The following is a 22,494-nucleotide window of genomic DNA, read 5'->3' on the forward strand; positions in this document are numbered from 1 at the left end:
GGAGTCAGCCCTAAAGGGCCTCCACTGTTCATATAGCTGGCCTTGCGCTCTAAAGTATGGCGTTAACTTCATGAGGGTTTTAACCCTCATTTATAAGCATTGCGAAGCAATACCATTGTTGCTGTAGGTTTCAACCTACAGCTATATATATCCATCCTACAGGCCCGAAGGGCCGCAGGCTTAGGGATGGAAAAGGGGGCGGCGCAGCCGCAGACCAAGGCCGTCAGGCCGCAGGGCCGAGCAGACTTGCGAGCCCTGACACAGCCCGGCCCGCCCACAGGGCGGGCAAGCCCCAGAAAAATAAAAAATAAATAAACTTTAAGATATAACTTGCATTTGCGAAAAAAAGCCACTACTCTAGTCGTATCTAGTAACCGTAAATACTTTAGCGTATGGCTTTTAAATCTAAAATTAAGTTAGAAGAGCTAAAAAACTTGACCGAAGTGCAGTACATCAAGTTGATTGAGCGAGAGGTAAAACGGGCTGCTGCTTTTGGGCAAACTGGCGTTATCGTTTTATCTGATTATACTTTTAGTTGTGGTTCGCTAGGGACGTTAATTTTGCTGGGCAAATTATCTGGCTCCCTAATGAAATATTATAAGGGGCTAAAAACTGACCGAAAGGCAGAAAAAGACTTTGCCAAGGGAGTCTGTTATTTTCAGGAAGTAGAGGGGCAGCCGCCTATCATGCGCATTGCCTTAAATGACGGCAAGGGCAAGCCCACTAAAATGAAGAAAAATGGCAAAAAGCTATTTAAGAAATTGGGCTTTGCGGTAGACATCTTTAAGGGCGATTTGGGGCTAGAAGAAGTAGGTCTAGAAGCAAAAGAAATTGACCAAATAGAGGCCGAAGTAGAGCAAGAAAATGATGATCAGAAGATGATTAGCATTATCCGGGACTATAAGAAAAACTTTGCCTTGGTCGCCAAGAATGTCATTCCCATACTTAAGGCCAAAACGCCAGAAAAAATTGAAGAGCGACATTATCAGTTATCACTTCGATTACTAAAACTCTCTAAATCCCTGCAAGACAAACTGCAAGAAATTAGTGAGCAAAAACAGGAGAAATATAGCGCTTTTGTAGCAGAGGTAAAGGCCAAAGAGCCTCGGCTAATTAAGATTGTGGCTAATCTAAAACAGCATTTAAAAAACCGAACAGTAGAGGGGAATTTGGATGAAGTGCGGGGGGAACTCCACACTTTATTAAATGACTTAAACCAAAGTTCGAATAAATTACAATCACTTAAAACTGAACTTAAAACTAAATTTAAAGCCTATGGAATATCTATCTAAAATGAGCTTGCTTCTACTAAGTATGAGTGGCCTTTTATTGGTCAGCAGCTGTGGAGAGGAAACCCCTCAAAAAACTACAACTAAGGATAGTCAACCTGAACCTATCATTGAGGGCGATACCACTTGGACTGATGGGAAGATTACAGAGTTGTCTAGCAGCAAAATTGAAAATGACACAATGGAAGTAGCGCTGATGGTATATCATCCACAGAAAGAATCTAATGATGCGACTATAAGTATATATAAAGAAAGTTCAATATATAGTTTTGGTAGGAAAAGATTACTAAAATCCATCTCCACTTCTAAGCATTACTCTATAGTAATTGACTCTTTCCATGGATTAGACTTTTTTAATCCAAAAAATATTCCCATACAAGAATACGACTTAATAGAATACATGCCTAAAGACAACTATGCTTATACTAAGTCAATCCTTATGATAAGCAATACAAAAAATGATAGAGGACTTAGCTTTGACCCTAAAATCATCCCTGCTATAATAGAAAACGAATTCAATAAAAAACTAGATAGCGAGTCAATACATATAATCAGAAGGTCATATTTTCATATGAATGGCGATTACATATTTTCATATATTCAAAATGATACAGGATCTTATATGTTGGCTGATAGTATATTAAAAAAAATGGATTTATTACCAAATCAATTCATAGAATCTTCTTACCGAACCCGAATCACTAAAATAAGTCATGGACAGAAAAGAAAAAATATTATCGGAAATAAGTAAAATTTTACTTGCCTTCAAGGAGGAGCAAGAAAATTACAAAAACCTTGTACACAAGCTTCGCAAACAAGAAATAAGCAACCCTTTAGATAAAGAGTTAAGTACGCAACGAGAATTTTATGAACAACAATTAAGAGAAACTGAAGCCTTTATTTCTGTTAATGAAGAGCTTGTAAAGGTCCTTCAGAGTGAAGAACTTAGTGATATAACAGCCTCCAGAGTACTCGATGCATTCCAAGATTCCAAAACGGTTGCCGATACATATACCAGTGCTATAAAGCAGGTCCTCTCAACTATTTTTGACTTTAGTGAAAGCTCCTTTGATTATGCAAAATGCATCCTAGATAGTCTAGATTTATCCGAAAGTATTCCTTCAGAAGGAGGAATAAAAGGCTATGTTGTTGAAAAAATAACTAATAAGGCAACAAAATTAGTCCAAAATCATTTACCTCTCTTTGATGAGGTTATCGAAATATTGACGGCACTAGCCCCCTCTTCTCCAGCTGCAATTACTAAAGCGAGCCTCATTACGTCCTTAGAGTTAGACATAAGGAAAAAACTAATGTATGAAAAAACAGAAGATCTAAAAGGTGTCACTAAAATCAACTTACAACTCAAGAGTTTTTTAAAAAAAATAAATTCGGATGAATCCTTAAGCCTGCCTAGTAAATATATCAAATTTAAGGTTTTCATAGAGTCTATTCATGAGGCCTCAGAGAATTTGGAAAAGTCAAATCTAACATTGGGCGATCAGGTCGATCGTTTGATGAAAGCCTCATTACAAGAACTTTTTGAAAAATCCAATGTCTCTGTTGTTCAAATTTGCGAATATACAGCTTACGCAAATGATGGAAATGAATTAGATCGATCAAAAGTCATTAAAACAATATTTACAAATAATGATGATAAAATGAATGCTAAGATTTTTAGCATAGCATTTCCGGGAAATACGACTCAAGTTGTACCTACTTATGAGTTAAAAAAAGTATTTCCTAATATAAAAGTTTTTTATAGAGCGCAAAAAGGAGTAGTAGCAAGTACAGGAATTGATCAATATAACATTTCCAAGGACTACAACTCATCAATGACAAGGCATAAAGATGGGGCTGGTGATTTTAAAAATGGAATTCCCTCTATAGGTTCTGAATATGCCAACGCCCTAGCTAGAGAACGGAAAGAAGATGCCCTAAGAAGAGAAGAGCAAAAAGAAAAAATAGCTCTTCAAGCCAAAGCTAGAGCTTTAGGAGTTGATCCAACAAAAATACAAGAGAGCTCTCTTAAGGAGTTAAAAGAAATTATTGCTGAGCATGAGCTATTAGGTAAAATAAAAGGCTATGCAAATCATGCAAGAGGGTATGGAGTGGATGAAGAGATAGTTCTCCGACTCATTGCAGCTAGAGCGGAGGCTTCTAAATTTCATGAGGAAATTGCCAAGACCGATAAGTACAAGAAAGAAATTCAGACAAAAAAAGAGTTGAGTGATAAAAATGTTGCTTTTGGCCAGGACCTTCAACTGAATAAGACCTATCTACTCGGTAATACCTTTGGTATTTACAGTAAAGAGGAGAGCAGATATGAAAAGGAGTTTGGTGGAATTTTACTCGATAACTTTCAGGCTAAAATCAAGGAGATGGCAAGGCGAATAGCAACTACCAAGGCTACACAATTGATTTTCAGAGCTACTTTTAGACATTCATACAATGAGGGTACAGTTAAGGAGGTCTGCCAAAAATTGACAGAACGCTTAAATAAACACCTCAAAGAACTGAAAGGCAAAGATTTTCATCCTCTCAGCTATGTACTGAACGAAGTTAAACGCACAGAATCAAAAGATATGGCAGGTTACTTTGTTTTGCTTAAAGACTAAAGGCAACTTTCATTCTGCTAGTATTGCGAAGCAATGCCGCTGTTGTATGGCTGCTGCTTTCAAGCAGCAGCCACAGCTAGCAGGCGGCGAAGCCGCCGCAGGCTTAGGGATGGAAAAGGGGGCGGCGCAGCCGCAGACCCAGCAAAATGAGCATAGCGAATTTTGCGCAGGGCCGAGCAGAGCTGCGAGCCCTGACACAGCCCGGCCCGCCCATCGGGCGGGCAAGCCCCAGAAAAATAAAAAAACTGCCTTTGTAACTTTTCTTTGTGCAAACATTAACTAAGACAAGCAATCAATTCATGATTGTAAGTTAGTTAACCACCTTTTGTATGAAGTACTTAGTTTTCATTTTGAGTATTTGCTGCTCTTCCAGCTGTTTTTCTCAAGAAATTGATCTTCGGGAAATCGTAACCAAATTATTAGAACATAAGGGAGTTCAAGCTTATTTGAAAATAAATGAATCCCCAACTATACCTATACGGATATTTGATATGTCAGATGTTTTAGCTGACACGACTATTTTCATTCAAAAAAAAGTGGTTATTGTAACATCTAAACCAACTGGGTTGATTAACCTGAATATGGGGTATTTTAAAGAAGTATTTTTATCCGCTAAGTTTGAAGAAATAGATGAAAATACAAGTCTTATTGAAGGCGCATTTATCAGCTATGGCTGCCAACCTCTGAGCCTGAAATCTTTTTCTATAGTTTATAAAGAGGAAAGTTCAGAGATTGAGCTTGAGTGTTGTGGAGATGCAAGTTGGTAGTCTAGATGAAAGTAAGCAGGCCAAAAAATAAGCCTCGCTGCCTAGTTTTGCCCCTTCTTCTCAGCAAAACTGACGATTTGTCAGAAAAAAAGCCTTGGCACAACTTTAATGTTGCAAGATTGTATATAAAAATGTAGTTTAAGCGCCTAAAAGGGCTAAACCGCAACCCCATACAAATCCTTCAGTAAAAAATCGCTTTTTATGTTTGATCAAAATGAATTTAAGAAGTACGCTGTCAAGCATCTTAATATGGACAGCCTACACCTAGAACAATACGCACAGCAATCTACTCGCGGCATGATGCCTCGCATCCCTCAAATTGGCAACTTTACGCCCAATGTGATTGAGGAACGCCAAATGAATGTAGCTGCAGTAGACGTTTTCTCTCGCCTGATGATGGACCGCATTATCTTTCTTGGCGTAGGAATCAACGATTATGTAGCCAATGTGGTGCAAGCGCAGTTGCTTTTCTTGGAGTCTACCGACCCCAAAAGAGATGTGCAGATTTTTGTCAATAGCCCCGGTGGCTCTGTGATCGCAGGTCTAGGGATTTATGACACTATGCAGTATATCGCTCCCGATGTAGCCACAATTTGTACCGGTTTGGCGGCCTCTATGGGCGCTGTACTTTTGGCCGCTGGAGAAAAAGGAAAACGTAGCTGTTTGCCTCACTCTAGAGTGATGATTCACCAGCCTTTGGGCGGTATGCAAGGCCAGGTTTCTGATATGGAAATCTCTTACAAATTGATCAAAGAGCTCCAAAAAGAACTCTATGACATTTTGGCTAGCCATACGGGCCAACCTTATGATGTAATTGAAAAAGATTGTGACCGTGACAACTGGATGCGCGCCAATGCCGCTAAAGAATACGGCCTGGTGGATGAAGTACTCAGCCGCCAAAAATAAGGGCTAATTAACTGCCCAATCGTTCAGCCCATTGATGCCCCAGGCCTCAAGGGCTGAACCTTTTTATGTGAGCGCCTAGCCAAGAGGCAAGGCTAAATAATGAACCAAGAAGAATGTCTAAAAAACAAAAAGAACCCCACTGCTCTTTTTGCCAACGCCCCAAGTCTGAGGCCCAAATGCTAATCGCTGGCATCGAAGGCTATATCTGTGAGTTTTGTGTAGAGCAAGCCCATGCCATTATTAGCGAAGAACTGTTGCAGCCCAAAGGCGAAACATTTGACGCAGAAGCCCTGCCCGAACTGCTCCGCCCAATGGATATTAAGGCGCATCTGGACCAATACGTGATTGGCCAAGAACAAAGTAAAAAGATTCTGGCCGTTGCCGTTTATAACCACTATAAACGCATCCGTGAAGAAGCCAAACACCAAAAGAAAATTCAAGAAGAGGAGATCGTAGAGGTCGAAAAATCTAATGTGGTCATGGTCGGCCGCACCGGAACAGGAAAAACCCTGCTGGCCAAAACAATCGCCAAAATGCTTAATGTCCCCTTCACGATCGTCGATGCCACCGTCTTTACTCAAGCGGGCTATGTGGGCGAAGATGTGGAAAGTATGCTGACCCGCCTCTTGCAAGCTTGCGACTATGATGTGGCCGCCGCCGAAAGAGGAATTGTCTATATCGACGAAATTGATAAAATTGCCCGCAAAGGCGATAACCCCTCTATCACCAGAGATGTTTCTGGCGAAGGCGTGCAGCAATCACTGCTCAAAATGCTAGAAGGTACCGATGTTCTGGTTCCTCCTCAAGGTGGCCGTAAACATCCAGAACAAAAAATGGTGAAACTCAATACCAAAAATATTCTCTTCATCTGTGGCGGCGCTTTCGCCGGCGTAGAAAAAAATATCGCCCGCAGAATCAATAGCCAAGTCATTGGCTTTGCTAAGGAAGAGGAGGAAAGAGTGGACCGCGAAGATCTTTTGCAGTTCGTTAGCCATCATGACCTCAAGTCTTTTGGCCTTATTCCCGAATTGCTCGGCCGAATGCCCGTGCTCACTTACCTCAATCCCCTCGATCGCACTACTTTGCGCTCTATTCTGACCGAGCCCAAAAATGCCCTGATCAGACAGTATCAACGCCTCTTTGAACTCGAAGGGATCCGCCTCGAAATTGAAGAAGCTGCCCTCGATTTTATCGTGGACAAAACCCTAGATTATAATCTCGGCGCCCGTGGCCTCCGCTCTATCTGCGAAGCCATTATGACCGATGCCATGTTTGAGTTGCCCTCGCAAGAGGTCGATGAGTTTATCCTTACGCTCGATTATGCCAAGGAAAAACTCAGCAAACGCAAGCTAGCTAGCATGAGCGCCGCCTAATTGTAATTAGCCATACATTATCTAGAGATGAGTTTCTCCCCGCAGAAGCTCATCTCTTTTTTTACTATTTTTAGGGGCTGCCCCTCCCTACGCCTGCGGCCTAAAGGCCTTGTCGTGCTCGGGTCGGGCTGTGTCGTGGCTCGCAAGCCTGCTCGGCCCTGCGGGGCTTTCAGCCCCTAGGTCTGGCCTTCGGCCACCACTATCCATCCCTCAGCCTGCGGGCCTTCGGCCCTGCTAAACGCAAAAGATAGGGCCAGTTAAATGAGTTCAAGAACTTCTTTATTATCTTTGCTCCTCCTCATTACTTAATTTCGTTTTATGTCTACTTTTCAACGTTTTGCCTTAGTCATTCTAGACGGTTGGGGCCTTGGCCCAGACCCCCAGCGTAGCGCTTTGGCCCAAGCAAATACGCCTTTCATTAATAGCTTGTTGCGCAATTATCCCAATAGCCAATTGACTACTTTTGGGCAGGCCGTTGGCCTGCCCAAAGGCCAAATGGGCAACTCCGAAGTGGGCCATATTCACTTGGGCGCAGGCCGTGTGGTTTATCAAGAACTTACAAGAATCAATAAAGAAATTGTAGAGGGCCATTTCTTTGAGCAAAAACAACTCAAAGCCGCTATGCAAGCGAGCAAAGCCTCTAAATTGCATTTAGTGGGCCTCCTTTCGGATGGTGGGGTGCATGCCCATATCGACCACCTCAAGGCACTCTCCCAAATGGCCAAGGAAGAAGGCCTCGAAAAGGTATTTATTCACGCTATTACCGATGGCCGAGATACCGCCCCCGATGGCGGCAAACAATATATTCAGGAGCTAGAAAATAGCATCGCCCAACACCCTAGCCAAATCGCTTCTGTTATTGGGCGCTATTATGCTATGGACCGAGACCAGCGCTGGGAACGGACCCAAAAAGCCTATGCGCTCTGGACCCAAGGCCAAGGTACTGCCGTAAATTCTGCCCAAGAAGCTATCGAAAAGAGTTATGCAGCCGGCCAAAGCGATGAGTTTGTCGAGGCTTATTATGTGCAAGATGAAGAAGGCCAACCCCTGGCCCAAATTGAAGCGGGAGATGTAGTCATTTTCTATAATTTCCGCACCGACCGCCCCCGCCAAATTTGCCGCGCATTGGTCGAAGAGGCTTTCCCAAATGAAGGAATGCAGCCCCTAGATATTAGTTTGTATAGCATGACCCGCTATGACGAAAGTTTTCAAAAGACTCAAGTCATTTATGAAAAACAAGACCTTAGTCAAACCTTAGGCGAATGCCTGGCCCAGGCCGGCAAAAGCCAAATTCGCATTGCCGAAACCGAAAAGTATCCGCATGTCACTTTCTTTTTTAATGGGGGCCGAGAAGAGCCTTACCCCAAAGAAAGACGGATCATTATCCCTTCTCCTAAAGTGGCTACCTACGATTTGCAGCCAGAAATGAGCGCTTATCCGCTCACCAACCGCATTATTGAGGAACTCAAGGACCAAGAACCCGATTTCCTTTGTCTCAATTATGCCAATGCCGATATGGTGGGCCATACTGGCGTTTTTGAGGCCGCTATCAAAGCTGCCGAGGCGGTAGATGAATGTCTACAAAAGTTGGTACATCAGCTCATCCAACAAAATTATGGGATGATTATTCTGGCCGATCATGGCAATTCTGATTATATGATTAACGACGATGGCAGCCCACATACGGCCCATACCACCAACCCTGTTCCCTGTATTTTTGTGGCCAAAGATGTCGATAATTATCAAATCAAAGATGGGAGCTTGGCCGATATTGCCCCCACGATTTTAGCGGCAATGAACTTGCCCGTTCCCGAGCTGATGCAGGGCCAAAACTTATTGACAAACGATTAGAAGAGATGCCTTTAGCTGCCGCCAAAAAAGAACAAAATTTATATCCCCAAAAGGGCCGCCACAACAGCTACGCCTTTTTGGCCCTTAGCCTGCTGCTCTATTTGTTGGGTGGACTGCTCTTGCTATCTACCTATGGCCAATCGAGTCTCAAACAACTGCGAGAAAGCATTCCCTTTTATATAGAGTTGGCCGATGGAGCCAATGAGGCCGAGGTCTTCCGCTTCCAAAAGGAGCTGGCTAGCCAAGATTATATTAAAGAGGGGAGTTTGCAGTATATTTCTAAAGAAGAAGCCTTAGAAGAGATGTTGGCCGATGGCGACCTCAAAGAGGAAGACATTTTGGTCCTTGGCGAAAACCTTTTGCCCAATGCCATTAGCTTTCAGATGAAGAGCGAAGCTTTGGGCCAATATGCCAAACAGCTAGAAGCCTTGGAAAAAGAGGACTTTGTGGTAGAGGTAAGCTATGCAAAAACGCCTTTGTTGGGCGGAGAAGACTGGCTGAGCCGCCTGAGTTGGCTGAGCAGTATTTTTGTCCTCTTTTTTGTTTTGTTGGCCCTAACGCTGCTGCGGCATCATCTGCGGTTGCAGCTACTGAGCAACCGAGAACAAATTGAATTGCTGCAAATTGTTGGGGCCAATCCCGATTTTTTGCGCCGCCCTTTTTTGCAAAAAAGTATTTATAATGGCTTATATTGCGGGGCCTTGGCCAGCCTTGCCCTCTTATTGAGCATTTGGGCCTTGGGATTTTGGCCCTACCTCAGTTTTGGCGCTCTCCTCAGCAATAGTTTGTTGCTTTTGGCCTTTGGCCTGGGGATTTCCTGGCTAAGCAGTTGGTATAGCTTAAAAAAATATTTGGCCCAACCCCTTTCTTTTTGGCGCCAAGAACAAAAATAATAGCATGAGTAGAAGAACTAAAAAAGCGCAGCCAGAGCTGCTATATGGTAAAAAACATTATATGATGATGGGCGCAGCCGTTTTGTTGGTCATCGTCGGCTTTTTCCTTATGTCTGGTGGCGGAATGGAAGACCCCAATGTTTGGAAAGCCGAAGAAATTTATAGCTTCCGCCGAATTACGCTGGCTCCTTTTGTGGTCCTTTTGGGCTTGGGTGTTTTTGCCTATGCGCTATTTTTCCAAACGCCAGAAGATAAGGCGGCAGAGCAGGCTTATCAAGAGCAGTATCCTGCAGAAGAAATAGAAGCGCCCAAAACGATTTAGTCATCAGGCTGATAAGGGATTGGGGGCCCGCGGCCAGCTAGCTGGCCGCCGCTATGCTGCGGGGCTCACAAGACTGTTCGGCCCTTCAGCCGCCTATGGCGGCTTCGGTCTGGCCTTTGGCCACCCCTCCGCAGCGCTGGGCCGCTCAACCGTCTTTTCTCTTTTGGCCCTATTCTTTGGCGGCGGGGCTTCCCCTTTTAAGCGGTATTCGTCGCTACGCTCCTCATGCGTAGATAGTTCCCGCCCACCCACCCCTCTACGGGATTCCCTAGGGAATCCCTTCGGGGGGCGTTTGGGTGTTTTCTGGTCCTGAAGGCCCGAAGGGCCGTCGGCTGAGGGATGGAAAAGGGGGCGGCGAAGCCGCAGACCCAGCAAAAAATGCGAAGCATTTTTTGCGCAGGGCCGAGCAGACCTGCGAGCCCTGACACAGCCCGACCCGCCCGCAGGGCGGGACAGCCCCAAAAAAATAAAAAAGAAAACCGCAGTTGTCAAAGCGGTAAAAAAGGCATGGAAAACTACATCTATAACATCATTCTAGGCATTGTACAGGGCCTAACCGAATACCTACCTGTGAGCAGTAGCGGCCATATTGAGTTGGCCAAATATTTTTTGGGCTATACGCCAAAAGACAGCCTGACGCTATCGGTCGTTTTGCATGTGGCCACCGTGATTAGTACCTTGATTGTGCTTTGGAAAGAAGTGGCGAGGGTGCTCAAGGGGCTATTTCAGTTTGCTTGGAATGAAGAGCTGCAGTTTTCGCTCAAAGTGGTCATTTCTATGTTGCCGGCGGCGGTAGTGGGCCTCTTATTCGATGAGCAAATCGAGCAACTTTTTGAGGGGCAGATTATTTTGGTGGGGCTGATGCTTTGGCTAACGGGAGCTTTACTCTTTTTGGCGGATCGGGCAAAAATGACCAACAAAAAAGTGAGTTATAAAGATGCCTTTTTGATTGGTTTGTCGCAGGCCGTGGCGCTTTTGCCGGGGGTTTCTCGTTCGGGTTCTACGATTTCGACCTCCGTCTTGCTCAAAATTGACAAAGAAGAGGCGGCTCGTTTTTCCTTCCTCATGGTCATCCCCTTAATTTTGGGCAAGCTGGCTAAAGATTTGCTCAGTGGAGATTTAGAGCTAAATACAGCAGAGAGTCTACCTTTGTTGGCGGGCTTTTTTGCGGCCTTGATTGTGGGTGTTTTTGCTTGTAGCTGGATGCTCAACTTGGTCAAAAAAGGGAAATTGCTCTATTTTTCTATTTATTGCTTTGTTGTGGGAGGGCTAGCTATATTGGCCAAATTGTTCCTGGGCTAGTTGGACCAAAACAAAGCGAAGATGAGATTTGCTTATGTCCAGAAAGATATTGACAAGCCTATTTGTTTGCTTTTTTGCCCTAGGGCTTTGGGGGCAAAATGGGCCAAAATTTTGGTTGCCCAACGGCTCTTTTGAGGGAGCGCCCAGAGATGCGCTCAATCCGGAGGGTTGGGAAAGCAGCAGTTATAATTCTACTCCAGATATTTTGCCGGGACCATGGGGAGTGTATCAGCGCCCAACAGATGGCAATACTTTTATGGGGCTGATTTGTCGAGAAGACGGCACTTTTGAGTCGGTAGCGGCCAAATTGCCCAAGGCCCTAAAAAAAGACAAATGTTATAAATTTGAATTGGACCTCTCTCGTTCGCAGGCCTATGCGGGCTATACGGGAGTGGCCTGTTTTCGTTTGTGGGGCGCCAAAACTGCGGAGGAGCCTTTGCAGTTATTGGCCAGCTCGGCGCCGATTAGCCATTACGAATGGAAAACATATCAGTTTAACTTCATTACTAAGGCCAAATATTCCTATATTATTATAGAATGCTACTACAAAACGCCAACATTGCTTCCTTACCGGGGCAATATTCTCATTGATCGCTTTTTGTATTTTGAATATTGTGAACGCGCCTAGTTATGTCTCAAAAAATACTTGATGAATTAGCCAAAACGAGCATTCAGCTGATGCTGAAAGAGGCTTTTTATGGTCATTTTTTTTCTTCTTTATTGCGAGATGTTAGTCAGGATACTGAAAGCATGGCCCTGCGTTTGGGCGGCAGCCAAATGCTCAAGCTCTTGGTAAACCCTAGCTATTGGGAGGAAAAGCTCAAGGGGGCAACGCCCAAGCAAACCGCAGCACTGCGTTATGGGGCCATCAAGCATCAGATTTTACATATTGTCTTTAAGCACATTTTGCGGGCTAAGGATTTTGGGAACAAGCAACTTTATGGCATTGCTGCCGATTTGGCCGTCAACCAATATATTGATTCGGACCAATTGGAAGAGGAAGCTATACGTTTAGAAGATTTTCCAGATTTTTCGCTAGAGCGGGGCCAAAGCCTAGATTACTACTACAAACGCCTATCTGATGAATTAGAAGAGATGATGAATGGGGGAGGAGGTAGCGAAGAAAATGATGAATTTAACTCGGCCCAACAAAAATTGCAGGCGCTTTTAGAAGAGGAGCACCCTCATTTGGAGCAGCATGCTTTTTGGGATGATATTCAGCAGCAGAGCCCCTCGGAGCAAAAAATTATAGAGGCCTTTGTGAATGATGCTATCCAAAATAGCTTAGAGCGCTTAAAGACGAGAAATTACACGAATTTGCCGGCCCAATTGCAGGAGTATTTGGACCAACTGATGAAGAGTTTGCAGCCCAGCATTAATTGGCGCAGAACCCTGCGGCTTTTTGCGGCATCTAGTAGCCGAACCCGCATCAGAAACACGATCAAAAAGCCCTCTAAGCGCTATGGGACAAGCCCCGGAATTAAGATTCAGCGCAAACAAAAAATTGGGGTGGCCCTAGATAGTTCGGGCTCTGTCAATCAAGAAGAATTGCAGCTCTTTTTTAGTGAGCTCTATCATATCTGGAAACAAGGGGCCGAAATTATGGTGGTCGAATGCGATGTCGATATTCAACGCATTTATCCCTATAGAGGCAGAACGCCAGAGCTGGTCCAAGGGCGTGGCGGTACCCGTTTTGATGCCCCCATCAAATGGGCCAATGAAGATTATCGCCCCGATGCCTTAATTTATTTTACCGATGGCTTTGCCGCCAAACCCGAAGTCCGCTGCCGCATCCCACTGCTCTGGATGATTAGCCCCAATGGCTTGGGCACCGAAAATTGGGAGAGCCTGCCCGGCCGAAAAGTTAAAATGCAAAGCAAAGGCGGTTTCTAAATTTTTTTGTATCATTGAAAATGTAGATCGGCAAAACATAGGTCTACTATTGTACACCCAATTCATATCCTATGAAACAAATTTACTTACTCTGCTTTAGCCTGCTTTTTATGGCTTGCCAAGGCGATGCCCCCCAAACAGAAACAGCCGCTTTAACTAAGGAAAAACTGACTGGCGAATGGCTTTGTGTGGCGGGCAGCATTGATGGCAATAGCGAAGATGTGCTCTTTGTCGAAGATTCCGCCAAGCAACAGGCTGGCGCAAGACTCAAGTTTTTGGCCGAGGAACAACTCGACTTTGCCCTGCTCGAACAGTTTGGCCTGAATAATCCAGAAGCCTATAAAATTGAAGATAAGCAACTGATTATTGCTGGCGGACAACTCAAAATTGATGTGCTAGAAGCTAAAGAGGACGAACTGCAGCTCAAAATATTTTTTGAGGATAAAGATATTCGCATGCAGCTCAAAAAGCAGTAAAACTATTGGTCCTAATGACACCAATCGTAGAAAAAGTCTTTATAACGAAGACAAAGGGAGTCCGGAAAGGGCTCCTTTTCTCTTTGTGCCCTATAGGCCGCATCTAGTTTTACCGTAATGTAGTAAACCTCTAATGAGTTGACTCCCTCCAATTCATAAAAACTATCTAGCCGATGTACCAAGCTGTCAATGTCATGATGAAAGGGACTCTCTTTTTTCTCTTCTTCGGTTAAGCCCTCGGCCAAAATGTCTTTAGTTTGCCCCGAAGGCATAATCAGCATAAACCCCCCAATGCCTACGGCCACTACAATCAACCCAATTACTCTTTGCTCGGCCACTAAGCCCGCAACCAATCCCCCCAATACAAAAAGGACCAAAACCACCGAAATAATTTTACGGGTGGTCGGGTGCATGCTGCCTTGCCCCGTTCCCGCTTCAGGCTCCTCAAAAACAAACCCAATTACCGGAAGAGCCCGCAGGGTTTCCATCTCAAATTGTTTGGTAATAAAGGTTTCATCGGCCTTTTTTCCCTGTGTAACTACAAAAACAACAATGATAATCGGAATCAAAATTAAGCGGGGAATCCGTCCCTTATTGGTCCGAAACCAAATTAAACTAAAGGGAATCAAAATCCATAAAATCCGAATAATCGAATGCAAGCTGTAAGAGGTCTCGGCCCCATTCAAATCCGCACTGTTAAACATACAGCGAAGCAACCACCAATAAGAAGAGGCCGTCAGCCCCAACCAGTTGCCCAAAAAACTAATACTCACTAAGGGAACCTGGAAAATCAGAGCCACCACATTGACAAAAATAAATAGGGCCGTGGGCACCACAATAAACCAAATAAAAGACCCCACAATCCCCCGAGTAATCGCAATCGCACGGTCTACCCCACGCACCTCTAAGTAGTTGTTAAAACGAGAGATGAGGAAGAGCAAAACAATCAAAGCCACAAATAACCCCATCAAAAGAACAGGAGAGGTCAGTAGCTGCTGAACAAGGTCTAACCAAGATTTTAATAGTAACATGGACAAGGCTTTGTCCTAAAAGTACAAAAAAAAAGAGGCGATTCGCCTCTTTTCTTCTTGGAACTACTTCTTCAATTCCTCTTTCAATTTATCCTTGTAGTTTTTCCGAAATTTATTCACTTTCGGACTAATCACCGCCGAACAATAAGGATTCTTATTCGCATTCAAATTATAATAGTCCTGATGATAATCCTCGGCCGCATAAAAACGATCAAAGGCCACAATTTCCGTCACAATAGGGTCCGCAAATTCACTAGCCATTTTCGCTTTCACTTTCTGCGCTACCGCTTTTTGCTCCTCCGAATGATAAAAAATTGCCGAGCGATATTGGGTCCCTACATCATTTCCCTGCCGATTCAGGGTCGTTGGATTATGCGTAAAGAAAAAGACCTCCAATAGGTCGGCATAGGACAATACCTCAGGGTCAAAGGTAACTTGGACCACCTCGGCATGCCCAGTTGTTCCAGCACAAACTGCCTTGTAGGTCGGGTTTTCTACCTGCCCTCCAGCATAGCCAGATACTACTTTTTTGACCCCCTTGAGGTCCTGAAAAATGGCCTCTACACACCAAAAACAACCCGCGCCTAAGGTGGCCACTGCTAATCCTTCCATAGATTCTACCGTTTTGTCGCTTGCCCCAACTACAGCGGGGCTGTTGGCCGGCCTGCAAGCGTATTGACATAAAATTAGTACACTAACAGCCAACGAAAATAATGGTTTCCACATAGTTCTTTTCTTTTTAAACGAGATATTTTATCCTCCGGATGTTGATTTGGGGCTGCCCCGCCCTGCGGGCGGGTCGGGCTGTTTCGCAGCTCGCTATTCGCTCGGCCCTGCGGGCTTTTTCGCTTCGCTTCAAAAGCCCTAGGTCTGGCCTTCGGCCACTGCTGTCCATCCCTCAGCCAGGCTGGGCAAGCCCAGCCTTCTGGCGCCAAAAGGATTTTTACTACAATTAAACACTAGGGTAAACAAAATTAATTATTTTGTTGCTACTAGTGTTATTTTTAGCTAACTTTAGCTGTATTTAAAAATTTAGCGATGAGTAAATATCCTTTTCCCGAATCCTTTTTGCATTATATCTGGCGCTTTCAGTTATACGACAAGCGTTTTTTGCGCACGGCCGAGGGCCAAGAAATTCAGTTGGTTTATCCGGGGCATTGGAACCAGCATGCCGCTGGCCCCGATTTTTCTGATGCCCGAATTTATATTGGGGGCACCCTTTGGGCGGGGCAGGTGGAGGTCCACAAACGCGCCTCTGATTGGTTGCGGCATGGGCACCAAAACGACCCCAATTATGAAAATGTCATTTTGCATCTGGTCTATGATGAGGACCAAATTATTCGGCGGGCAGATGGTAGCCGTTTGCCTGCTTTGGCTTTGCGGGGACGCATTTCTCCCGCTCTTTTTGAGCAGGGGATGCGCTTGCTCGGCGAGCTAGAACAGCCCATTGCCTGTGGGCCACAACTTCCCCAAATCGATCCTTTAGAATGGTCCATTTGGATGGAGCGCCTAACGATTGAGCGCTTGGAGCAAAAAGCCGCCGCCTTACGCAAGCGCTTAAGCCATTGGCGAGGCGATTGGACCGCCTGTTTTTATGAACAGCTCATTGCTCATTTTGGTTTGGGCCAAAATGCCGAAAACTTTCAGCGTTTGGGGCAGGCTTTGCCTTATCGGCTTTGGCGAAAGTATCTGGGTCGGCCCAAACAGCTAGAGGCCCTCTTTTTTGGTCGAGCGGGCTTTTTGGCCCAAACAGAAGATGATTATAGTCAGGCTTTGGCCCAAGAGTATGCTTATTTGCAAGAAAAGGAGCTGCTCGGAACGGCTCTGCCCTTAGTCTGGAATTTTGGAGGCCTGCGCCCTTCTGCCTTGCCTAGTTTTCGCCTCATTCTTTTGATTGGACTTTTGCAAAAGGAAAATCTTTGGTCCAAATTTATGGAGGTGGATTCCCTAAAAGCTTTGCAGGCTTTATTTGGCGTTAAAATAAGTTCTCCCTATTGGTTGAGCCATTATCGCTTGGGGAAAGAAAGCCAGGCTCGCAAGCAGAAAAGCTTGGGCAAGGAGAGTATTCAGTTGCTTTTTATCAATTTTTTGGCCCCTTTTCGCTTTTTGCATGCTCAGGCCAATGGCCAAGAAAAAGAGATAGATTTACTACTTGATTTATTGGGGCAGTTGCCCGCAGAAAATAATCAGATTTTGAGAAATTGGGGGAGTTGGGATATTTCGGCCAAGGATGCCCAGCAGTCGCAGGCCCTGATTCAACTTTATAAGTGTTATTGTGTAGAGCGCCGTTGTTTGTCTTGCAGCATTGGCCACCGCCTGATTCGAAAGCAAGCCTTGGAGCCCTAAAACGGCCCAATTTGGCCGAAGGCCAAAACGGCTGAGGGATGGATAGTGGTGGCCGAAGGCCAGACCCAAGTTTTTTGAAGCGAAGCGAAAAAAACTGCAGGGCCGAGCGAATAGCGAGCCACGACAGAGCCCGACCCAAGGCCGTAGGCCGCAGGGGCAGCCCCAAAAAACATAAAAAAAAGGCACCCAACAAAAGTTGAGCGCCTCTCTTATTCTAGATCGCTAGAGACTAGTGATCGTGACCTTCGTGGCTTTCTTCTTTAGCTTCGCCTTCAGCGGGAGCAGCTTCACCCTCAGCAGGAGCAGCTTCACCTTCGCCTTCAGTTGTAGCTTCAGTTTCAGGAGCGGCTTCAGTGTTGCCTTCTTCCTGTGCTTTCTCACCACCTTCTTGGGTAGTTTCTTCAGTTTTTGCTTTTTCTTCCTTGGGAGCTTCTTCACCGCAAGAAGTGATAGCAAAAGCGAAAACCATTACGAACAATAGATTCAAAAATTTCATGGTTGGAATGTTTGATAGATCAAAAAAATGTGAATAGTCTGATTATATACAATAAGTGATTATTGTCTAATTTGTTGGCGCTTAGCGCTTTAGGATGGCCGAGACCTCTTCTCCATCGGGAGAATTGGCGTTAAATATGAGGGTCTTTTCGTCCCATTCTTTAATGGTCCAGGTTTCTGGAGCATCATCAGTATTGGTTATCTTAATGATGTTTTCTTCCTCGATTAGTTCATATTCGGCGGTAGAACTACCTTCCTCGTTAATCATATTAAGTTTACCATCCTTTTCGAAGATAAAGAGAAGAGCGCCTTTTTCAAAATTCTCGGTTTCGCCCTTACTTTTCGTTTGGACCACAGACCATTTGCCCAAAAGTGTTTTTTCGGCAGCCTTGGCTACCTCTTCTTTTTGGCTACTATCTTGCGCTACTTCAGCGCTTTTAGGTTCATTATCTTCAACTTTGGCGGTTTCATTATTGCAAGAAAAGATAGCCAAGCTAAAGAGTAAAAATAGAAAAGCGTGAAAAACCTTTTTCATTTGGTGTAATTTCTACTTGAGAATAAATTCAAGCTGGGTTGATTTAAAAAGCGGCTACAAAATTAAACAAAAGTCTAGTAAGCTATTTAAATCCTAGGTTAATTTTTGGTGTATTCGCTACTTTTTTTGGGCAGCCCTCTTTTTAGCCAAGAAAATTAGGAAATAATCGTTAAATTATTGACTTGAGGCAGCAGCCATTCTGCAATTTATTAAGTTTTTTTTAACAACTTAGCAATATGGATCCCAAACATCAAAAAAATTTAGATTTTCTGCAAGAGCAAAGTCCACTTTCAGCAGAAGAGAATGTAGAAATTTTTGATCGGCATAAATATGATTTGCGGCTTTCTTTGTGGGAGGCGCTTTGGCCAAGGGAAGAAAAAGAGGCTTTATTTCAAATTTATGAGGGGGCCGACAATGCTATGCAGCAGCGTTTGCAGGCTTTAGAAAAGTTGTTGTTATTTTATTGTCCCAATCCAAAGTTTAAGGCCGTTATCTTGGACCTAAAGCGGAGGAAGACCGTGAAAATTAAGGCCACAACTGCGGAGAATTTGCAAAAGTTCCGAAGGATTCCAACAAAAGCAGAAATTTTGCGATTTTTTGATGCTTTGGGCAGCAAGGATGAAGCTTTGGCGGCTCGTTTATTATTGGGCCTACAAGATTTTGGTCGAGAAGTAGCTCCTCAGGAGCGTTATATTCAGATGATGGCCGAGGCCGATGACATCGCCTTGGCCGATGCGGCCCTAACGCTTTTGGCCCGTATTCCAGGGGCTTTTGTTCGTTCTTTGCCGCTCTATCAGTTTTTGTTGCATCAGCCCAATCGGCGATTTCAGGTGCTCAAGAATTTGCAGGGGGCCAGAGGCCTAAATCCAGAGTTATTATTTAGTTTTTTCCGGCCCATCATTAGTGATTATGAGCGTTTGGCTCGCACAGATGGCATGATGAACGACCTTTGGCCAGAAATGCAATTGATTCGGAGCATTTTGTCCAATAATGGGGGAGGAGGCCGAGTCTGGCAGTTCGAGTCAGAAGTATTGAAGTAAAAAAAAGACCAAAGCTAAACTAGCTTTGGTCTTTGGTGTTTAGGCCTCTTCGCAGCCATCAAATAGCTCGTTGAAGTAAGCTTGTTTTTTTAGCTCATTATAACAGCCATTAAAAATAATCTCGCCCTTATCCAGAACAATCACTCGTTTACAGCGGGCGGCCAGCTCAGAAGAGCGGCTAACGGCCACTAGGGTCCAAGGTGCATTTGGCGCAGTAAGCAAATTCGTCAACATCCGCTTTTCTCTACTCTCTAAACCTACCAAAAGGTTTTCGGCGGCCAAAAAACGAGGATGGTCCACAATACAACGGGCCAATAAAATCTTTTTGATGGTCGATTGCGATAAGCCCTGTCCATCGGAGGGAATCATGGCGTCTAGGCCCTCTGGATGCTCCTGCAAAAAACGGTCAAGTCCCACCGCTCGACAAGTAGAAAGGACATCCTGGGCCGTAACATCTTTTCGCCCCATGGCAATGTTTTCTAGCAAATTGCCATAAAATAAATGCTCTTCCCTCAAGTAATCGCCCATATAAGAGCGCAAACTACTCAAATTGAGGTTGCGAATGGGCATTTGGTTATAATCAATGGTCCCCTTAAAGTTTTGGTACAAGCCTAGCAAAATTCGCAAGAGGGTCGTTTTTCCCGAATCGGCAAAACCCGTAATGCAAAGGTGCTCTCCTCCGCCCAACTCAAAAGAAATATCTTTGAGTACCGGCGGCATCAGCGGCTCTGGATGATAACTCATTTTGTGTACCCGAAGATGAATCCCTTTGTTTCCAACAATTTCCTGAAAATCAATCCCTTCTTCTTCTTCTAAAGGCAAATCCGTAACATGGGCAATTTTCTCAATGGCCGTCAGGACATCAAAAACGGTTTCCATGCTCAAAATAATTTTCTCCAAGGCATTGAGCACCATGATAATCATGATTTCTGCCGCAACAAATTGCCCAATGTTCATTTCATTCGAAATAACCAAGCCTCCACCCAATAACAAAAGGGCCAAGGTGGCGCCTCCCCGAACACCCACCATGCTCATAAACTGCTGCCGATAAACCGCAAAATGACTCTGCCGATGCTTGAGGTAACTCCCCACCAATTCATCGGTTTTTTCTAAGGGGTATTGGGTGCGCCCAGCCAACTTAAAGGAGCCCATGGTCCGCCCCAATTCCTCTAACCAATAGGCTACTTTGTACTTATATTTCGATTCTCTTAAACTACTGGCCAAACCTTCCTGATAGGTAAAGTATAAAATAGCCACCAATACAAATATTAAGGTTAGGCCAAAAAAGACAAAGAAAGGATGATAGCTGGCCAACAAAATTAACCCAAAGAGTATTTGTAATACAGAAGCTGGCAAATCAATGATGAGCTTAGGCACCCCCTTTTGCACCGATAAAGTGTCAAAAAAACGGTTGGCCAATTCGGGCGCATAAGCCTCCCGAATGCTCTCCATCTTGAAGCGCGGAATCCGATAGGCAAACTCAAAGGCCGAACGCGTAAATATCCGCTGCTGAATCCCCTCCGCAATCAATACTTGCATATACCGAGTGATCCCCACCGCCACACTAGCCCCGGTAATCAAAAAACAGAGGGTGTACCAACTGGTCGTGGTCTCTCCAATCGCAATGTAGTTAATGATCGCTTGTATCCCCAAAGGAATACCCAAACCTAAAAGGCCCGCAAAAAAAGCGTAAAAACTGACTAAATAAATATCTTTGCGGTCAAGGTATAACATCTTGCCTAGCCGCTTGAGCGGCTTAAAAGAAGGCTGAACTGAAGCCATAAGATGATTTAGAAGGGGTTGAAATGATAGTAATACTATCAAAAATACGGTTTCCTATTCCACAACAGCAAAAAAAAGCAAAGGTTTTTATGCTAGATCTAGATTTTTATCAAAACATTAAGAAGGAGTTGGCCAATGGGCAAACGGAATTGGTGGCGGTTTCCAAAACTAAACCCGCTGCCGCTGTTCAGGCGCTCTATGATCAAGGACAACGCATTTTTGGCGAAAATAAGGTGCAGGAACTCCTAGAAAAGGCCGAAAGCCTCCCCAAAGATATTGAATGGCATCTAATTGGCCACCTACAGCGCAATAAAGTGAAATATATTGCCCCTTTTGTGAGCCTGATTCATGCCGTAGATAGCCTCCGCCTCTTAAAGGAGATTAACAAGGAGGCCCAAAAAAATAACAGAATCATTCCCTGTCTGCTCCAATTTCATATTGCCCAAGAAGAGAGTAAATTTGGCCTCAATTGGACCAACGCTCAGGCGCTCTTAACCTCTGAAGCCTACGCCCAAATGAAAAATATCAAAATTGTTGGCCTGATGGGCATGGCTAGCTTTAGCGATAATCAGGAACAGGTTTTGGCCGAGTTTGGCCAATTAGCCAGCTATTTCCAAAGGCTAAAAGAACAGTTTTTTGCCCAAGATCCTAGCTTTAAGGAGCTCTCTATGGGCATGTCCGGAGATTATAAATTGGCCCTACAACAAGGCAGCACGCTTGTCCGTATTGGCTCGGCCCTTTTTGGCCAACGTTAGCAGCATGATGATTTGGGGCTGCCCACTCGCTTCGCTCGGGTCGGGCTGTGCCGCAGCTCGCAGGTCTGCTCGGCCCTGCAGCGCTTTCAGCGCTTTGGTCTGGCCCTTCGGGCCACTGCTATCCATCCCTCAGCCAGATTTAACTTCGCTGCTTTGATCATATTTAGCTATAGCCTGCGGCGATCTGCGCCTGCAACATCCTAAAATAAACTGCCATGAAAGAAAAACTATCTGCCGACTATTGGCAAAATCGATACCTCGAGCAAACTACGGGCTGGAACGCCGGCAGCTGCACCCGCCCTATTGCTACTTATATTGATCAGTTGGAGGATTTGGACCTCAAAATTCTTATTCCAGGTTGTGGCCATGGCCATGAGGCCCAATATCTCTACCAAAAAGGCTTTAGAAATATCCACCTCTGCGATTGGGCCCAAGAGCCACTAAGCCAACTCCAAGAAAAGCTGAGTGATTTGCCCGCTAGCCATTTTCATCAAGGCGATTTTTTTGCCCTGCAAGAAGATAATTTTGACCTCATTATCGAACAAACTTTTTTCTGCGCCCTACCGCCCAAACTTCGGCCCCAATATGCCCAAAAAATGGCTAGCTTACTGGCCCCCACAGGCCAACTTATTGGCCTGCTGTTCAATTTCCCGCTCAGCCAAGAAGGTCCACCCTTTGGCGGTAGCCTAGCCGCCTATCAACAACTTTTTGAGGCTTATTTTTCTTCGGTCCAAATAAATGATTGCCATAACTCCATTAAACCCCGAGCAGGCAAAGAGTATTTTGTGCAACTGCGGCCCTAAGGTTTGCCTAGCTCCCTAAT

The 22,494-nt window shown here is 44.7% G+C and carries 22 protein-coding genes; 17 read left to right on the plus strand and 5 right to left on the minus strand.

The genetic code is table 11. From position 1 onward, the window contains the following. Window positions 1-392 precede the first annotated feature (392 nt). The 13 genes from SGRA_RS15130 (at window position 393) to SGRA_RS15195 (ending at window position 13,687) form a co-directional block, all read left to right on the plus strand. Window positions 393-1,292, plus strand: coding sequence for a hypothetical protein (locus SGRA_RS15130; protein ID WP_015693645.1), 900 nt, complete (start codon window positions 393-395; stop codon window positions 1,290-1,292). Then, a complete protein-coding gene (locus SGRA_RS15135; protein ID WP_015693646.1) occupies window positions 1,276-2,040 on the plus strand; it encodes a hypothetical protein in 765 nt (254 codons plus the stop codon). The genes SGRA_RS15130 and SGRA_RS15135 overlap by 17 nt, the downstream gene beginning before the upstream one ends. Next, entirely contained in the window at window positions 2,003-3,904 is a 1,902-nt protein-coding gene (locus SGRA_RS15140) for a hypothetical protein (RefSeq protein ID WP_015693647.1), read from the plus strand. The genes SGRA_RS15135 and SGRA_RS15140 overlap by 38 nt, the downstream gene beginning before the upstream one ends. Window positions 3,905-4,233: 329 nt before the next feature. Further along, complete coding sequence (locus SGRA_RS23440; RefSeq protein ID WP_015693649.1) at window positions 4,234-4,671, plus strand: hypothetical protein; 438 nt, start codon at window positions 4,234-4,236, stop codon at window positions 4,669-4,671. 201 nt (window positions 4,672-4,872) lie between these two features. Continuing rightward, window positions 4,873-5,577, plus strand: a complete 705-nt coding sequence (locus SGRA_RS15155; RefSeq protein WP_015693650.1) for a ClpP family protease — start codon at window positions 4,873-4,875, stop codon at window positions 5,575-5,577. A gap of 113 nt (window positions 5,578-5,690) precedes the next feature. After that, window positions 5,691-6,950: an ATP-dependent Clp protease ATP-binding subunit ClpX gene (gene clpX, locus SGRA_RS15160; protein WP_015693651.1), complete on the plus strand. Its 1,260-nt coding sequence runs from the start codon at window positions 5,691-5,693 to the stop codon at window positions 6,948-6,950. A gap of 318 nt (window positions 6,951-7,268) precedes the next feature. Beyond that, complete coding sequence (gpmI, locus tag SGRA_RS15165) at window positions 7,269-8,801, plus strand: 2,3-bisphosphoglycerate-independent phosphoglycerate mutase (protein ID WP_015693652.1); 1,533 nt, start codon at window positions 7,269-7,271, stop codon at window positions 8,799-8,801. Between the two features lie 5 nt (window positions 8,802-8,806). Then, window positions 8,807-9,694, plus strand: a complete 888-nt coding sequence (locus SGRA_RS15170; RefSeq protein ID WP_015693653.1) for a cell division protein FtsX — start codon at window positions 8,807-8,809, stop codon at window positions 9,692-9,694. Between the two features lie 4 nt (window positions 9,695-9,698). Next, complete coding sequence (locus SGRA_RS15175; RefSeq protein WP_015693654.1) at window positions 9,699-10,016, plus strand: DUF3098 domain-containing protein; 318 nt, start codon at window positions 9,699-9,701, stop codon at window positions 10,014-10,016. Window positions 10,017-10,523: 507 nt separating this feature from the next. After that, a complete protein-coding gene (locus tag SGRA_RS15180; RefSeq protein WP_041329953.1) occupies window positions 10,524-11,318 on the plus strand; it encodes an undecaprenyl-diphosphate phosphatase in 795 nt (264 codons plus the stop codon). A gap of 34 nt (window positions 11,319-11,352) precedes the next feature. Beyond that, window positions 11,353-11,946: a hypothetical protein gene (locus tag SGRA_RS15185; protein WP_015693657.1), complete on the plus strand. Its 594-nt coding sequence runs from the start codon at window positions 11,353-11,355 to the stop codon at window positions 11,944-11,946. 2 nt (window positions 11,947-11,948) lie between these two features. Beyond that, entirely contained in the window at window positions 11,949-13,211 is a 1,263-nt protein-coding gene (locus SGRA_RS15190; protein ID WP_015693658.1) for a vWA domain-containing protein, read from the plus strand. Window positions 13,212-13,282: 71 nt separating this feature from the next. After that, window positions 13,283-13,687 carry a hypothetical protein gene (locus tag SGRA_RS15195; RefSeq protein WP_015693659.1) on the plus strand — a complete coding sequence of 135 codons (405 nt, stop codon included), beginning with the start codon at window positions 13,283-13,285 and terminating at the stop codon, window positions 13,685-13,687. A gap of 11 nt (window positions 13,688-13,698) precedes the next feature. Here the strand turns inward: SGRA_RS15195 and SGRA_RS15200 are convergent, their stop codons facing one another. Both SGRA_RS15200 and msrA read right to left on the minus strand, forming a co-directional pair. After that, window positions 13,699-14,718 (minus strand): hypothetical protein, encoded by a 1,020-nt coding sequence (locus SGRA_RS15200; protein ID WP_015693660.1) that lies wholly within the window; start codon window positions 14,716-14,718, stop codon window positions 13,699-13,701. 63 nt (window positions 14,719-14,781) lie between these two features. Then, window positions 14,782-15,330 (minus strand): peptide-methionine (S)-S-oxide reductase MsrA, encoded by a 549-nt coding sequence (gene msrA / locus SGRA_RS15205; RefSeq protein WP_015693661.1) that lies wholly within the window; start codon window positions 15,328-15,330, stop codon window positions 14,782-14,784. Window positions 15,331-15,756: 426 nt separating this feature from the next. Here msrA and SGRA_RS15215 point away from each other — a divergent pair, with 426 nt between their 5' ends. Then, a complete protein-coding gene (locus SGRA_RS15215) occupies window positions 15,757-17,064 on the plus strand; it encodes a DUF2851 family protein (protein ID WP_015693663.1) in 1,308 nt (435 codons plus the stop codon). A 229-nt stretch (window positions 17,065-17,293) separates the two neighbouring features. On the opposite strand, the gene SGRA_RS15220 is transcribed toward SGRA_RS15215, so the two are convergent. Together SGRA_RS15220 and SGRA_RS15225 are read right to left on the minus strand one after the other, a co-directional pair. Next, window positions 17,294-17,560, minus strand: a complete 267-nt coding sequence (locus SGRA_RS15220; RefSeq protein WP_015693665.1) for a hypothetical protein — start codon at window positions 17,558-17,560, stop codon at window positions 17,294-17,296. Window positions 17,561-17,641: 81 nt separating this feature from the next. After that, entirely contained in the window at window positions 17,642-18,094 is a 453-nt protein-coding gene (locus SGRA_RS15225) for a hypothetical protein (RefSeq protein WP_015693666.1), read from the minus strand. Window positions 18,095-18,330: 236 nt separating this feature from the next. Between SGRA_RS15225 and SGRA_RS15230 the strand changes: the two genes are divergently transcribed. Further along, on the plus strand, window positions 18,331-19,134 hold the full coding sequence (locus tag SGRA_RS15230) for a hypothetical protein (RefSeq protein WP_015693667.1): 804 nt from the start codon (window positions 18,331-18,333) through the stop codon (window positions 19,132-19,134). Window positions 19,135-19,173: 39 nt separating this feature from the next. On the opposite strand, the gene SGRA_RS15235 is transcribed toward SGRA_RS15230, so the two are convergent. Further along, window positions 19,174-20,916 (minus strand): peptidase domain-containing ABC transporter, encoded by a 1,743-nt coding sequence (locus tag SGRA_RS15235; RefSeq protein ID WP_015693668.1) that lies wholly within the window; start codon window positions 20,914-20,916, stop codon window positions 19,174-19,176. 89 nt (window positions 20,917-21,005) lie between these two features. On the opposite strand from SGRA_RS15235, the gene SGRA_RS15240 reads away from it, so the two are divergent. Together SGRA_RS15240 and SGRA_RS15245 are read left to right on the plus strand one after the other, a co-directional pair. Beyond that, window positions 21,006-21,671, plus strand: coding sequence for a YggS family pyridoxal phosphate-dependent enzyme (locus SGRA_RS15240; RefSeq protein ID WP_015693669.1), 666 nt, complete (start codon window positions 21,006-21,008; stop codon window positions 21,669-21,671). Window positions 21,672-21,886: 215 nt separating this feature from the next. Next, window positions 21,887-22,474, plus strand: coding sequence for a methyltransferase domain-containing protein (locus SGRA_RS15245; RefSeq protein WP_015693670.1), 588 nt, complete (start codon window positions 21,887-21,889; stop codon window positions 22,472-22,474). Window positions 22,475-22,494 lie beyond the last annotated feature (20 nt).

It is taken from the genome of Saprospira grandis str. Lewin (assembly GCF_000250635.1).
Taxonomy (GTDB): domain Bacteria; phylum Bacteroidota; class Bacteroidia; order Chitinophagales; family Saprospiraceae; genus Saprospira; species Saprospira grandis.